At 69.2% G+C, this 13,991-nt stretch carries 12 protein-coding genes; 8 read left to right on the top strand and 4 right to left on the bottom strand.

Annotated elements, in window-relative coordinates; all coding sequences use genetic code 11:
* Positions 1 to 16: 16 nt before the first annotated feature.
* On the bottom strand, positions 17 to 1,900 hold the full coding sequence (locus AUC47_RS07780; protein ID WP_096714652.1) for a chorismate-binding protein: 1,884 nt from the start codon (positions 1,898 to 1,900) through the stop codon (positions 17 to 19).
* Between the two features lie 241 nt (positions 1,901 to 2,141).
* Here AUC47_RS07780 and ispG point away from each other — a divergent pair, with 241 nt between their 5' ends.
* Both ispG and AUC47_RS07770 read left to right on the top strand, forming a co-directional pair.
* Complete coding sequence (gene ispG / locus AUC47_RS07775) at positions 2,142 to 3,272, top strand: flavodoxin-dependent (E)-4-hydroxy-3-methylbut-2-enyl-diphosphate synthase (RefSeq protein ID WP_096714651.1); 1,131 nt, start codon at positions 2,142 to 2,144, stop codon at positions 3,270 to 3,272.
* Positions 3,269 to 4,141, top strand: a complete 873-nt coding sequence (locus AUC47_RS07770; protein WP_096714650.1) for a hypothetical protein — start codon at positions 3,269 to 3,271, stop codon at positions 4,139 to 4,141. Before ispG ends, AUC47_RS07770 begins: the two co-directional genes overlap by 4 nt.
* 42 nt (positions 4,142 to 4,183) lie before the next feature.
* On the opposite strand, the gene AUC47_RS07765 is transcribed toward AUC47_RS07770, so the two are convergent.
* Both AUC47_RS07765 and AUC47_RS07760 read right to left on the bottom strand, forming a co-directional pair.
* The gene (locus tag AUC47_RS07765; protein WP_096714649.1) at positions 4,184 to 5,599 is read right to left on the bottom strand and encodes an RNB domain-containing ribonuclease; all 1,416 of its coding nucleotides are present in this window, start codon (positions 5,597 to 5,599) and stop codon (positions 4,184 to 4,186) included.
* 129 nt (positions 5,600 to 5,728) lie between these two features.
* On the bottom strand, positions 5,729 to 7,090 hold the full coding sequence (locus tag AUC47_RS07760; protein WP_096714648.1) for an HNH endonuclease signature motif containing protein: 1,362 nt from the start codon (positions 7,088 to 7,090) through the stop codon (positions 5,729 to 5,731).
* A gap of 171 nt (positions 7,091 to 7,261) precedes the next feature.
* Between AUC47_RS07760 and AUC47_RS07755 the strand changes: the two genes are divergently transcribed.
* The 3 genes from AUC47_RS07755 to AUC47_RS07745 all read left to right on the top strand — a co-directional run bounded on the left by AUC47_RS07755 (position 7,262) and on the right by AUC47_RS07745 (position 10,997).
* Entirely contained in the window at positions 7,262 to 8,032 is a 771-nt protein-coding gene (locus AUC47_RS07755) for an isocitrate lyase/PEP mutase family protein (RefSeq protein ID WP_096714647.1), read from the top strand.
* Positions 8,033 to 8,074: 42 nt separating this feature from the next.
* Positions 8,075 to 9,832, top strand: coding sequence for a proline--tRNA ligase (locus AUC47_RS07750; protein WP_096714646.1), 1,758 nt, complete (start codon positions 8,075 to 8,077; stop codon positions 9,830 to 9,832).
* Positions 9,833 to 9,956: 124 nt separating this feature from the next.
* On the top strand, positions 9,957 to 10,997 hold the full coding sequence (locus tag AUC47_RS07745; RefSeq protein WP_096714645.1) for a TIGR00730 family Rossman fold protein: 1,041 nt from the start codon (positions 9,957 to 9,959) through the stop codon (positions 10,995 to 10,997).
* Here the strand turns inward: AUC47_RS07745 and AUC47_RS07740 are convergent.
* Entirely contained in the window at positions 10,966 to 12,321 is a 1,356-nt protein-coding gene (locus tag AUC47_RS07740; RefSeq protein WP_096714644.1) for a flavin monoamine oxidase family protein, read from the bottom strand. The genes AUC47_RS07745 and AUC47_RS07740 overlap by 32 nt on opposite strands.
* Before the next feature lie 130 nt (positions 12,322 to 12,451).
* On the opposite strand from AUC47_RS07740, the gene nusA reads away from it, so the two are divergent.
* From nusA to AUC47_RS07725, 3 genes are all read left to right on the top strand, one after another.
* Positions 12,452 to 13,435, top strand: coding sequence for a transcription termination factor NusA (gene nusA / locus AUC47_RS07735; protein ID WP_096714643.1), 984 nt, complete (start codon positions 12,452 to 12,454; stop codon positions 13,433 to 13,435).
* Positions 13,436 to 13,561: 126 nt separating this feature from the next.
* The gene (locus AUC47_RS07730; RefSeq protein WP_251585567.1) at positions 13,562 to 13,771 is read left to right on the top strand and encodes a YlxR family protein; all 210 of its coding nucleotides are present in this window, start codon (positions 13,562 to 13,564) and stop codon (positions 13,769 to 13,771) included.
* Positions 13,772 to 13,831: 60 nt separating this feature from the next.
* Positions 13,832 to 13,991, top strand: a 160-nt coding sequence (locus AUC47_RS07725; RefSeq protein WP_143740713.1) for a translation initiation factor IF-2 N-terminal domain-containing protein, incomplete at its 3' end; no start/stop codon positions are given.

Here is a 13,991-nt window from a genome sequence, read left to right as displayed (position 1 = left end):
CGCAGGCGAGCCGTCCTCAGTCGACGGCGTGCTCGACCAAGCGGTGCAGCGTGCGGATGCCGTCGCGAGACAGGATCGACTCGAGGTGCCCCTGCACCGAGGCGAAGCCGTCGCCGCGCAGCGCGTAGACGTCGCCGCTCTGCGGATCGGCCGAGACGTCGGCGTCCGCCACGGTCGTCGTGCCGGGCTGCACGCGCGCCGTGAAGGTGTTGTAGAACCCGATCGACGCGTCCTCTCCGAAGACGGGGACGGACTTCTGCAGCCCCTGGTGCGGCGCGGCCAGCGGGGCGAGGTCGATGCCCAGCCGATCGGCGAGGATCTGATGGCTCAGGCACACCGCCAGGAGGGGACGGTGCGCCTCGAGGCGGCGAGCGACGACCTCACGCATCCGGGCGATGCGTGGGTTGTCGCCCTCGCGGGGGTCGCCCGGCCCCGGGCCGGCGACGACGAGGTCGGCGGCCTCGACCGCGGCGTCCTCCACGGAGTTCCACGGCGCGATCGACACCTCCAGCCCGAGGTGTCGGAGCTGGTGGGCGAGCATGGTCGTGAACCGGTCCTCGGCATCGACGACCAGCGCGCTGCGTCCGGTGAAGGGACCGGAGAAGTCCTCGCCCTGCGGATTCATCCAGAAGTCCGCGAGACGCGCGTTCCGAGAGGACAGCAGGGCGGCGATGGTGGGGTCGTCGGCGAGTGCGCGTCTCTCGCCCGGCTCGTCCGCGTCCTCGCGGGCCTCGGCGGCGGTGTCGCGGTCGATCGCCCCGATCGCGCCGAGCACGCCTGCGGCCTTGCCGTGCGTCTCCGAGACCTCGCCGTGCGGGTCGGAGTGGCGCACGAGTGTCGCGCCGACCGGCACGCTGAGCGCGCCGTTCTGCACGTACACGGTGCGGATCAGGATGGGCGCATCGAGGTCGTGACCGCCGTCGGCGTTCGGGGTGAAGAGTGCGGCGACGCCCGAGTAGTAGCCGCGCGGTTTGGTCTCGTGCCGGCGGATCACGGCGCACGCGTTCTGCATCGGCGAACCCGTGACCGTCGGCGCGAACATCGTCTCGCGGAGGATGTCGCGCGGGTCGAGACGACTGCGTCCGCGCAGCATGTACTCGGTATGCGTGAGCCGCGACATCTCCTTGAGGTGCGGGCCCGTGATGCGGCCGCCGTCGGAGCAGACCGCGCTCATCATCTTGAGCTCTTCGTCGACGACCATGAACAGTTCCTCGGTCTCCTTCGTGGAGGAGAGGAAATCGGTGAGTGTCTCGCGGGTGGCGCCTCCGGCGGGGTGGCGGAACGTCCCTGAGATCGGGTTCATGGTGACGACGCCCTCGCGGGCGACCACGTGCGCCTCCGGGCTGGCACCGACCGCGATGCGGCCGGGCGTCACGACGGCGAACGTCCAGTACGCGCCGCGCTCATGGGTGAGCAGCGCGCGGAACCAGGTGAGCGCAGCGGTGCGGTCGTCGACGTCGATCTCGGCGGTGTAGTCACGGCGGATGACGAAGTTGGCGCCCTCGCCGCGGCCGATCTCCTCGGCGATCACCGTCTTCACGATCTCGGCGTAGCGCTCGTCGCTGATGTCGAAGCCGCCGTCGCGCAGCGGCACGGCCTCGTTCGGCAGAGATGTCAGCACCTCCCCGGTGGGCAGATGCACGTGCTCGTCGACGACGATGCACCGCAACGGGGCACCGTCGTCCTGCGCGACGAAACCGCGCTCGCGCACCTGGCGGTACGGGACGAGCGAGAATATCTCGCGGGGAACGCCCTCGATCGTGAGCGGGATGTCTGCCAGCAGGTCGACGTCGACGACCTGACCGGTGAGCAGCTCGACGCTGTCGGCGCCGTCGCGCGCGATCAGCACGAACGATGCCTCCGGGTCGGCGGTGAGCTCGGCGAGGCGGGTGAGGGTCATCGGGGTCTCCTGTGCGTGGCTCCGGCTCGGCTCAACGAAAAGACCGCCCCGGAGGCGGTCTGGATTCGTGGGAACGCGAACACACCGCCTAGGAGGCGGGCCACCAGGTGAAGTTCGCGAGCATAGGGGCGAAACTACCACACCGGTGCCGTCGAGATCGGGCGCGTGACGTGCGTGCGGCATCCAGCCCGCGTGCATCCAGGCGGCGTAGGCTGGGAGCGTGCCAGCAGTCAATCTCGGGATGCCGAAGGTCCCTGAAGTCCTCGCCCCTCGTCGCAAGTCGCGCCAGATCAAGGTGGGCAAGGTGCTCGTCGGCGGTGACGCCCCCGTGAGCGTCCAGTCGATGACCACGACGAAGACCACCGACATCAACGGGACGCTGCAGCAGATCGCCGAGCTCACGGCATCCGGCTGCGAGATCGTGCGCGTGGCCGTGCCGTCGCAGGACGACGCCGACGTGCTGCACATCATCGCGAAGAAGAGCCAGATCCCGGTCATCGCCGACATCCACTTCCAGCCGAAGTACGTCTTCCAGGCCATCGACGCCGGATGCGCCGCCGTGCGTGTCAACCCCGGTAACATCCGGAAGTTCGACGACCAGGTCGGCGAGATCGCCAAGGCCGCGAAGGATGCAGGCGTCTCGCTGCGCATCGGCGTCAACGCGGGCTCGCTCGACCGTCGCCTGCTCGAGAAGTACGGCAAGGCCACCCCTGAGGCGCTCGTCGAGAGCGCCGTCTGGGAGGCGTCTCTCTTCGAGGAGCACGACTTCCACGACTTCAAGATCTCGGTCAAGCACAACGATCCGATCGTCATGGTGAAGGCCTATCGTCAGCTCGCCGAGCGGGGCGACTGGCCGCTGCACCTCGGCGTCACCGAGGCGGGGCCCGCGTTCCAGGGCACGATCAAGAGCGCCACGGCCTTCGGCATCCTGCTGGGCGAGGGCATCGGCGACACGATCCGCGTCTCCCTGTCCGCCCCGCCGGCCGAAGAGGTGAAGGTCGGGCACCAGATCCTGCAGTCTCTGAACCTGCGCGAGCGCAAGCTCGAGATCGTGTCGTGCCCCTCCTGCGGTCGTGCCCAGGTCGATGTCTACACGCTCGCTGAAGATGTGACCGAGGGACTCAAGGAGATGACCGTGCCGCTGCGCGTCGCCGTGATGGGCTGCGTCGTGAACGGACCGGGCGAGGCGCGCGAGGCCGATCTCGGCGTCGCGTCGGGCAACGGCAAGGGACAGATCTTCGTCAAGGGCGAGGTCATCAAGACGGTCCCGGAGGCCGACATCGTCGCGACGCTCATCGAGGAGGCGAACCGCATCGCCGCGGAGATGGGTCCCGATGCACCGCTCGGCACCGCGCAGGTCGTGACCGCGTGACGGCGGCCGTCCCGGCCACGCGAGTCACCTTCGCGCACGGTGCGCTCGAGGGCGCAGGAACGGTTCGGCTCGTTGAGGCCTTATCCGGCGGCCCGGTCGTGGTCGCCGATGAGACGCCGTTCCACCCGGTCGACCACACGTGGCCCGATCAGCCCGGAGACACCGGCGAGATCAGGTACGACGGTCAGTCGGTCCGCGTCATCGAGGCGGTCATGGCCGCCGTCTCCGACGAGGGTGAGTTCGCCGTCGGCACCGACATCCCGGTGAAGCGTGGCGCCGAGGGCTGGACCTGGCTGGTGGGGCACCGACTCGACGGCGATGCACCGGCGTGGCTCGCGGAGGGAGCGCGCGTCGAGCTCGTGGTCGATCCGGTGCGCCGCGCCGGGTTGAGTCGCGGGCACACGGCGTGCCATCTTGCCTCGCTCGCCCTCGATCTCGCTCTCGCCGATCTCTGGCGGAAAGACCCGGGCGCGGATGCGCTCGGGAATCCCGACTTCGAAGGCCGGGCCAATCAGACGAGCCGCATCGGCGAAGACGGTGCGGTCGACGAGTACCGGCTCGGCAAGAGCCTTCGTCGCGCGGGTTTCGACACCGAGACGTTCTCCGCCACGCTCGGCGACCGGGAGGCCGCGATCAACGCCCGCCTGGCCGAGTGGGTCGCTTCGGGCGCTGTCAGCCGCGTCGTCCCCGACGGGCCGACGATCGTCGACCGGCGCACCTGGCACTGTGAGCTCCCCGAGGGGACGGCCGACATACTGTGTGGAGGAACCCACGCGCGATCTCTCGCCGAATTCGCGAGCATCTCCGTGTCGCTCGACCTGTCGGACCCGCAGCTCCTCGTGATGACCACCAGCGCCGTCGCCGCCTGAGCCTCAGCGCACGAGCGCACCTGTCGTGACGTCGGGGTTACGTCAGAGTGCGAACTCGACCGAGCCGGTCGCGATGTCGGCGCTGACGATCTGGAGGGTCACGACCCTGCCGGGCTCCGTCCCCACGGGGATCGGTGCGGATGCCGTGACAGCCGGGTCCGCGATCTGCACCGTGCCGCGCTCGCCGCGCGCCTCGATCACGGTCGCATCGACGGCCGTGCCGATGAGCGGCGTGAGCAGTGCTGCCTCGACGCAGTTCACCGTCAGGGAGTCGAGCTTCGACGCCCGCTGCCCTGACGCCTGCATGAGGTCCGGGATCCCGGCCAACGACTCTCTTACCCATGCCGGGACCTCCTTTCCCTCGGAGACGGCCAGACAGATGGCCAGCGACCAGCGGTCGACCAGCCGACGAAGTGGCGCGGTGGCATGTGCGTACGGGGCGGCGATCGCGGCCTGCTCCGTCTCGGACGGTACGGTTCCGTCGAACGTCACATAACCCGCACCGCGGAAGAGTGTCGCAGCCGCCTGGAGGACGGGCAGCGTGAGCGGGTCGGAGCGATCCAGATCGCGCAGATAGTCGCCGTACCGTCCGGTCGTCCACGGGCGACCGAGCGCCTCGGTCTGCAGGCGGAAGGCAGCGAACGCGGCTTCGTCGGGCTGCGGCATCGTGCGCAGGATGCCGAGCTTCGCGTCGATCATGAGGGATGCTGCGGCCATGCCTGTCATGAGTGAGAGCTGCGCGTTCCACTCCTCGACGGGCAGCGGATGACGTCGTTCGATGGCGTAGCCGCCGTCGGCTGTGCGGACGACTTCCTCGTCGGGGAGGTTCAGGCTGGCGCCGCCGCGCAGTCGCTCCTGGTCGATGCGCAGCGCGCCGATCTCGGGAAGAAGCTCGGCGAGACCGCCCTCCCCGCGATCGATCGCGTCCTGGGCCGTGACGTAGTCGAGTTGGGCGCGTGACCGGATGAGCGCGCGCTCGAGTCGGAACCGCTCGACGAGCCCCGTCGCGTCGAGGTCGAAGGTCCACACGAGGGCGGGACGATCCACGTCGGGGAGGAGCGACGAGCGGTCCTCGCTGAGCACTCGCGGATGCAGCGGGATCGACCCGTCCGCCGCGTAGAGCGTCTGACCGCGGCGTCGCGCTTCCGCGTCCACCTCGCCGCCCGGTTTCACGAAACCCGGGACATCGGCGATCGCGTATCGCACGGCGTAGCCGGAGCCGCGACGCTCGAGACGGAACGCCTGATCCAGGTCGCGGGAGCCCTCAGGGTCGAGCGTGGCGAAAGGAACGTCGCGCAGATCGAGCGCGGGCGTCGGGGCCGTCGCCGCTTCCGCCTCGGCGACGACCGCGTCGGGGAAATCCACGGGAGCGTCGACCGATTCGCGCAGCGCTGCCAGCGCGGAGGCGAGCTCGGTCTGCGCGGCGGAGGGGGCGACATGAGAGCGACGCTGGGGCATGCACCCACCCTAGGCGGAGGACCCGACACGCTCCCCCGTTCCGGTGGGTCTCGACCTGGATGAGTCGCGCGCACGCCTCTGCAGCCGACCGTGAACCGCGGGTTGCTCAAAAGCTCGGGAGCAGCGAGGTCAGAACGGAGGGGCGGCATCCCTCGGTATCGGCGCCGCGTTCGCCTCCGGGGGAGCATCGACGTACACACGCCCCGTGGGGCTCATCCACGAATGGAAACCACCGCCCAGATTCTCTACATGCCATGGGCTGTGGTGCTTCAGCACGTGGTGGCGCCGACACAGTGCCGCGAGGTTGTCGGTGGAGGTGTCGCCGCCGAGCGCGTGGTCCCGAGTGTGATCGAGATCGCAGTCTCGGGCGGGCAACCCGCAGCAGGGGAAACGGCAACGCTGATCTCGAGCGCGCACGAGGCGTTTCAGATCGGGTGAGGGACGGTAGCGATCGACGGCCAGCACGGCATCCGTCACGGGATGCGTGAGCACGCGATCCCAACCGGGCGCGGAGCCCGCGAGCTGCCGGGCGGTGTCGGCGTCGATCGGAGCGTGACCGTCGATCTCGGCAGGGGTCGTGGTGCTGCCCATGAGAGTGAGCACCGGCACGGTGATGGACACGGAACCGCGGATCGCGGCCAGCCGGCCGTCATCATCGTCGTGTCCGAACGGGGCTCCAGTCAGAAGCAGGTCCAGGGCGAGATCGCTCCGGGCCTGCGCAAGCGTTCTCGTATCGGGGGCGACCTCGGTGTCGGGGATCCGTTCCTCCGGCGCCGCGGTCGCGCTCGTCGGAACCGCCGCATGCTCGCCGGAGACCGATATCTGATCGCGTGCGGCCTTCGCCATGCTCGAGAGCCGATCGAACGCTCCGTGCACCAGCGCCGACGGCCCGCGCAGCCCGAGTTCCGCCATCCCGTCGTCGAGATCCTTCACCCACACGGCCCGGTCGGCGCGCGCTGCGCGGTGTCGCTCGTCGATCGTGCGCCGTTGATGGCGCTCCGCGATCCGTCGTGCGCGGCGTCGCAGGCGGTTCGGAGATTCCACCGCCGCGTGCTCCAGGATCTCTGCCGTATACGCATCTCGTTCCGCTTCCCCTTCCAGGCTCATCCCGACGTCGACGATCACGCGGGCGTGCGCGGGGGAGATGTCGCCGGCTCCCTGCGCTCGCCACACGGCCGGAAAGAGAGTGACGAGGAGGTCCGCATCCGCCATGCGCCGCTGCACCGTGCGATCGCTCATGCGCAACGCTGCGCCGAACTCCGCCGCCACCGCGCGCACCGCGAGGTCCGCACCATCGTGGCCGAGGTAGGGTGAACTCTCATCGGTCCGCGCTTCCTCGGCGGTCTCGAGAGCGATCCGGTTTCCCAGCGCCAACAAGCCGTCATGGGCGGCGAGCAATGAAGCGATCGTGCGCTCGACCGAGACGAGCATGTCGGTGACGGCACCGAGTGCGTTGAGCTGCTCGGGGGCGGCGTCGAGGAGGGCGGGCATGTCTCGATCCCATCACGCACCACCGACATTCGAGGCCCAGATCAAACCGGAAATCTCAGGTGCGGGACGCGTGTATCGGAGTACCGGTATCCACCAGGTACGACGCCAACACGAGGCGTCTGCGACCGCGCAGCCGACCCCGCACCGCCGGAGCACCGTTAGCGTGGAGGCATGACCACTGCTGCCAAGGCCAAGACCCTCATCGGACTGTACGAAGCCCCCGAGATCCTCCGCGTGGTGAACGTGTGGGATGTCGTCTCCGCGCGCGCCGTCGCCGCCCTTCCCGAGACCACGGCGATCGCGACCGCCGGTCACGGGATCGCCGCATCGTTCGGCTACGAAGACGGCACCATCCCGCGCGACGTCATGATCGACATGGTGGGGCGCATCGCGGCATCCGTCTCCGTCCCGGTCACGGCCGACCTGGACGACGGCTACGAGGACGCGGGGGAGACCACCCGACTCGCGATCCAGGCGGGCGTCGTCGGGGCGAACGTCGAGGACCGCCTCAAGCCGTTCGACGAGTCTGTCGCGGTCGTCGAGTCGATCGTCAGGGCCGCAGAGGCCGAGGGCGTCCCGTTCGCTCTCAACGCCCGCACCGACGCCTTCGTGCGGGCAGGGCACCGTCCGGTCGCCGAGAGCGTCGCCGACGCCATCCAGCGCGGACGCGCGTTCATCGACGCGGGTGCGACCGCGGTGTTCGTCCCCGGCATGCTGGACGCAGCGGTCACCCGTCAGCTCGTCGAGGGAATCGGTGAGGGCAAGGTCAGCGTGATCGGTCTTCCCGGAGCGCTCGCCGCGTCGGAGTACGAGAAGCTCGGAGTCGCCCGCATCTCCTACGGACCCCTGCCGCAGCGCGTCGCACTGACCGCCGTGCAGGAGCTGGCCGCGAACCTCTACGCGGGCGGTGTGATCCCTCAGGGCCTCCCCGCCCTCAACTGACGCCGGAGGGGACGAGTGGCCGCCGGTCACTAGACTTGCCCCGTGGTCACTCGTCTCTCCAACTTCTTCCTCCGCACGCTCCGTGAAGACCCTGCAGGCGCAGAGGTCGCGAGCCACAAGCTCCTGATCCGTGCGGGGTACATCCGCCCGCAGGCCGCAGGCATCTTCGCGTGGCTGCCGCTCGGACTCCGGGTGAAGGCGCGGATCGAGAAGGTCGTCCGCGAGGAGATGGCCGCGGCCGGTGCGCAGGAGGTCCACTTCCCGGCGCTCATGCCGCGCGAGGCCTACGAGGCGACCGGTCGCTGGGAGGAGTACGGCGATCTGCTCTTCCGCCTCCAGGACCGCAAGGGCGGCGACTACCTGCTCGCGCCGACGCACGAGGAGGCCTTCACCCTCCTGGTGAAGGACCTGTACTCGTCGTACAAGGATCTGCCGCTGACGATCTACCAGATCCAGGACAAGTACCGGGATGAGGCGCGCCCTCGCGCAGGGCTGCTCCGCGGCCGCGAGTTCACGATGAAGGACGCCTACTCCTTCGACTCCTCGGATGCCGGGCTCGACGCCAGCTACCAGGCGCAGCGCGACGCCTACGAGCGCATCTTCCAGCGCCTCGGTCTCGAGTACGCCATCGTGCAGGCGGATGCCGGGGCGATGGGCGGGTCGCGCAGCGAGGAGTTCCTGCACCCGACTCCGGTCGGCGAGGACACGTTCGTGCGCAGCGCCGGCGGCTATGCCGCGAACGTCGAGGCGTTCACCACCTCCGTGCCTGCGCCCGTCGCCTTCGATGCGGATGCGGCCCCCGTGATCTTCGACTCGCCCGACACGCCGACGATCGAGACGCTCGTCGCACACGCGAACGCGCACCTCGACGGCGAGTACACCGCCGCCGACACGCTGAAGAACGTCGTGCTCGCGCTCACCCACCTCGACGGCACGCGTGAACTCGTCGTCGTCGGCATCCCCGGCGACCGGGAGGTCGATGAGAAGCGCGCCGAGGTGGCGTTCGCTCCGGCGGAGGTCGAGACGGCGACGACGGACGACTTCGAGAACAACCCGCTCCTCGTCAAGGGCTACATCGGACCCTGGTCCGAGACCGGTGCCGTGCTGGGCGAGGAGTCCGCCACCGGCATCCGCTACCTCGTGGACCCGCGCGTGAGCGAGGGCACGAGCTGGATCACCGGCGCGAACATCGACCAGAAGCACGCGCACTCGGTCGTCGCCGGCCGCGACTTCGAGGCCGACGGCATCGTCGAGATCGCGAACGTGCGCGCGGGCGACCCCGCGCCCGACGGCTCCGGTCCCGTGGAGCTCGCTCGCGGCATGGAGATCGGACACGTGTTCCAGCTCGGTCGCAAGTACGCCGAGGCCCTCGGCCTCAAGGTGCTCGACGAGAACGGCAAACTCGTCACGGTCACGATGGGGTCATACGGCATCGGCGTCACCCGGATCCTCGCGATCATCGCCGAGCTGAACAACGACGACAAGGGACTCATCTGGCCGGCGTCGGTCGCTCCTTTCGACGTGCAGGTCGTCGCCGCAGGCCGCGACCAGGTCGCGTTCGACGTCGCGGCCGACATCTCGGCTCAGCTCGAGTCCGCCGGACTCGACGTGCTCTACGACGACCGCCCCAAGGTGTCGCCCGGCGTGAAGTTCGGCGATGCCGAGCTCGTCGGCGTCCCGAAGATCGTGATCGTCGGACGCGGCGCCGCCGAGGGCCAGGTCGAGCTCTGGGACCGCCGCACGGGCGAGCGTGACGCGGTCTCGATCGCCGATGCAGTCGCCCGTCTGACCGCCGTCTGACATCCGTCGAACGAGGGAGCCGCGTCCGGATCGGATGCGGCTCCCTCGGCATCCGCGCGGTGAACGACCGATGCTCGGCGGTGTGGCGGAGCTGTGACCCGCCGCGGCGTGACAGGCTGGGGGCATGACCGACGAACAGCTGCCCGACGCGCTGAGCGCCGAGATCAACGCCGTGCTCGACGAAGCGGGCGTGCTCACCGATCGTCGACTCGTGATGCGGATGATGCGCACGGCGATCCAGCTCGGCGAGGACGACACCGAGCGCCTCGACCTCAAGATCGCGTCCGCGGCACTCGCGGAGATGCGCGACGCTTTCCGTCTGTTCGCTCCGTTCCGCGGGGTGCCGAAAGTCACGGTGTTCGGGTCGGCGCGCACACGGCACGACGACCCGCTGTACGTGCAGGCCCGCGACGTCGCGGCGGCGCTCGCAGCGGACGGGTGGATGGTCGTCACAGGAGCCGGCCCGGGGATCATGCAGGCGGCGGCGGAGGGCGCGGGACCGGCGCTGTCGCTCGGGGTGTCGATCCGGCTGCCCTTCGAGGAGAAGGCGAACATCCTCGTGGCGGGGAGCGACCACGTCGTCGCGATGAAGTACTTCTTCACGCGCAAGCTCATGCTGATCAAGGAGTCCAGCGGGTTCATCTGCCTGCCCGGGGGCTTCGGCACGCTGGACGAGATGTTCGAGCTCCTGACCCTGCAGCAGACTGGGAAGGCGGAGCCGACCCCGATCGTGCTTCTCGATGAGAAGGGCGGCACGTTCTGGGACGGCCTGCGCCGTTTCATCGACGAGACCCTCGAGCCGACCGGGGTGATCTCCCAGGGCGACTTCGACCGGGTCGTCGTCACCGATTCCGTGGATGCCGCTGTCGCCGAGATCGCCGGATTCTGGCGCAACTACGACTCGCTGCGGTGGATCGGCGACACTCTCGTGCTTCGGCTCCGGGCCGAGCCGACGGACGCCGAGATCGACGACCTCAACGATCGCTTCGGCGGGATGCTGTCGCGCGGGCGGATCGAGCGGACATCGCCGCGCTCTCCGGAGGTGACCGACGACGATGTGCTCCAGCTGCCGCGACTCGCCCTGCACCTCGATCAGCGTCAGGTCGGTAACCTGTTCCGGCTGATCGGGGCGATCAACTCCCTGTCGACCGCTCCCGAGCGCTGATCCGCGCCGCGAAGGCGATGAGGTCGACCGGAGCCCCGAGGATCCGCTCTGCCGCCCGGTGCCCGGAGTAGAACGCCGCCCCGACGGTTGCCGGCTCGTCGCCCCAGGTCGCCTCGCCCGCGAAGTGCAGTACGCCGTCCACGGGGCCGGCGAGCTGGTCGTGATCGTGGTGCGAGGATCCGACCGCAAGGTGAGAGTACGACCCGACGGAGAACGGGTCCTGTCCCCATCGGGTGATCCACTGTGCGGTCGGCTCCGCGGCACCCGGGTACAGACGCCGCAGTGAATCGAGAGCATCCGCCACGATCTCGTCGTCGGAGAGCTCCTGCATCCGTCTGCCGAACGGACCCGCTGCGAACGTCAGCAGCGTGGGGATGCCGCTCACGTCGGAGACGTCGTACCAGGAGTGCCAGTGCTCCCCGGCCTCGCCGAGAGCGCGCAGCACATAGCTGTCCTCGGCCCAGAACCTGTCCGGGAACTGCAGGAAGATCTTGTTGAAGACGCCCATCCCGAGGCGGGCGATCGGTCCGGCGATCGAGTCGGGCAGGGGAGGGGCGAAGTCGATCACGCCCGCCTTGAGCACTCCGAGGGGCACGGTGACGACCACTGAGCGCGCTTCGTATTCTTCGCCGTCCGCGGTCGTCACGACGGCTCCGTCAGGTGTTCGGGAGACGTGCGTCACCGAGGTGTCGAGTCGGACGTCGAGCCCGGCTGCGATGCGCCGGGGCAGTTCGTCGTAACCACGGGGGAAGATGACCTCGTCGCCGTCGATCGCGTCCTCGTCGAGGCCGTGCGCGTCGAGGTCGCCGATCCACGCGCCGCACTGCTCCTCCACGCGATGCCGGAAGAACTCGCGCACCTCGTCGATGCGTTGCGGGGTGAAGCCGGAGCGATCGAGCGCCCGCTCCGTGACGTCGAGGTAGGTGTCGCCGGATGAAGAGGCGGCGATCTCCTCGACGAGGAGCCGGTCGGCCTCGTCGACGTCGGCGATCCACTGCGCGGTCGCCGCGGCATCCATCGGCGTGCCCTCGTCGGAGAAGTTCTCGATCGGCCGCCCGCCGACCTGGAAGCTCCCCACGGTGTACTCGACGGTCGGGATGTCGAGGGCCTGCACGAGGTCCCACAACGGCGAGTCGTCGATGCCGTGTATCCAGGAGGCGCCCAGGTCGACGGGGAAGCCGGCCGAGCGGTCAGTGTGCATCCGTCCGCCGATGCGGTCCCGCGCCTCGAGGACGAGCACCCGCCGCCCCTCGTCGACCAGCATCCGCGCCGCCGTCGAGCCGGACATCCCGGCCCCGATCACGATGGTGTCGTACGTGCTCACTGATCCTCCTGCGCATCGTGCACCGCGCCGGCGCGGTCGCCGCCGTGGCATGGGGCGGTGGGGTCAGGGTATCGTGGTACGGATGTCGCGCGGGCGAACCGGTGCGACGAGAGCTGAATAGGGAGTCGTCATGGATATCGAACTGAGCCTGCTGCGTGGGATCGAGAAGGAGAAGGCGATCCCCTTCGACGAACTCGTCGCGATCATCGAACAGGCCATCCTGACCGCCTACGCCAAGCACGTCTCCGCTGACGGGACGACGCCCGAGGGCGTGCGGGTCGAACTCGACCGCCGCACGGGCCACGTGGCCGTGCTGCAGGTCGTCAAGGACGACGAGGGTGCGGTCATCGGCGAGGAGGAGACCACGCCGGACGACTTCGGGCGCATCGCCGCCTTCGCCGCCAAGCAGGTCATCAGCCAGCGCCTCCGCGACATCGCCGACGACGCCGTCCTCGGCGAGTTCCGCGGCAAGGAGGGCGACATCGTCGCCGGCGTGATCCAGCAGGGGCCGAACCCGCGAATGATCCACGTCGACCTCGGTTCGGTCGAGGCCATCCTCCCGCCCGAGGAGCAGGTGCCCGGCGAGGAGTACACCCACGGTTCGCGTCTGCGCGTCTACGTCACCAGCGTCGCGAAGGGCCTCAAAGGGCCGCAGATCACGGTCTCGCGCACTCACCCCGGTCTCGTCCGCAAGCTCTTCGCGCTCGAGGTGCCCGAGATCGCCGCGGGCCTCGTCGAGATCGTCTCGCTCGCCCGCGAGGCCGGCCACCGCACGAAGATCGCCGTCAAGGCGAACGATCCGTCCATCAACGCGAAGGGCGCCTGCATCGGCGAGCTGGGACGCCGCGTCCGCGCCGTCACCGAGGAGCTTGCGGGAGAGAAGATCGACATCGTCGACTACAACCCCGAGCTCGCGGCCTTCGTCGCGAATGCGCTGTCGCCGGCCAAGGTCACCAGCTCGTTCATCCTCGACGCGGGTACGAAGGCCGTCCGCGCGCTCGTCCCCGATTACCAGCTGTCGCTCGCGATCGGCAAGGAGGGGCAGAACGCCCGACTCGCCGCCAAGCTCACCGGCGCGAAGATCGACATCCAGCCGGACAGCGTCCTGGATTGACCCCGGCCGCACGCCCGACTCGCGCCTCCGGCGCGATCAGGGCGGGAACACAGGTGTAAGATGGAACCCGTACGAACGTGCGTCGGTTGCCGCACGCGTGCTCCCCGCTCCGCCCTTCTCAGGGTGGTGTCCCAGAACGACACCCTCGTCATCGATGAGCGTGCTGTGCTGCCGGGGCGAGGCGCGTGGGTGCATCCGACGCAGGAATGCATGGATGCCGCACTCCGGCGACGTGCTTTCGGACGAGCACTGCGCGTGTCCGGCCACCTGGACACGCAGACCATCGAGAAACAAAGGCTGAACAGCTATGGAAACAAAGTGAACGGCTCGAAATGAGACCCGTCCGCGACTAGTGGTCTGCCCTGTCTGGGCAGACCGACCCCAGACAGGAGAATTGTGGCTGGTAAACCACGCGTACATGAGATCGCCGCTGAATTCGGCGTCGACAGCAAGGTCGCACTTGCGAAGCTCAAGGAACTCGGAGAGTTCGTCAAGAGCCCCTCTTCGACCATAGAACCGCCGGTGGCGCGCAAGCTGCGCGCGGCGATCGAGGCCG

This window comes from Microbacterium sp. SZ1, assembly GCF_002362255.1.
In the GTDB taxonomy this organism is placed as follows: Bacteria; Actinomycetota; Actinomycetes; order Actinomycetales; family Microbacteriaceae; genus Microbacterium.
The sequence above is the reverse complement of the archived record's forward strand: the minus strand, read 5'-3'. Positions and strand labels throughout refer to the sequence as shown.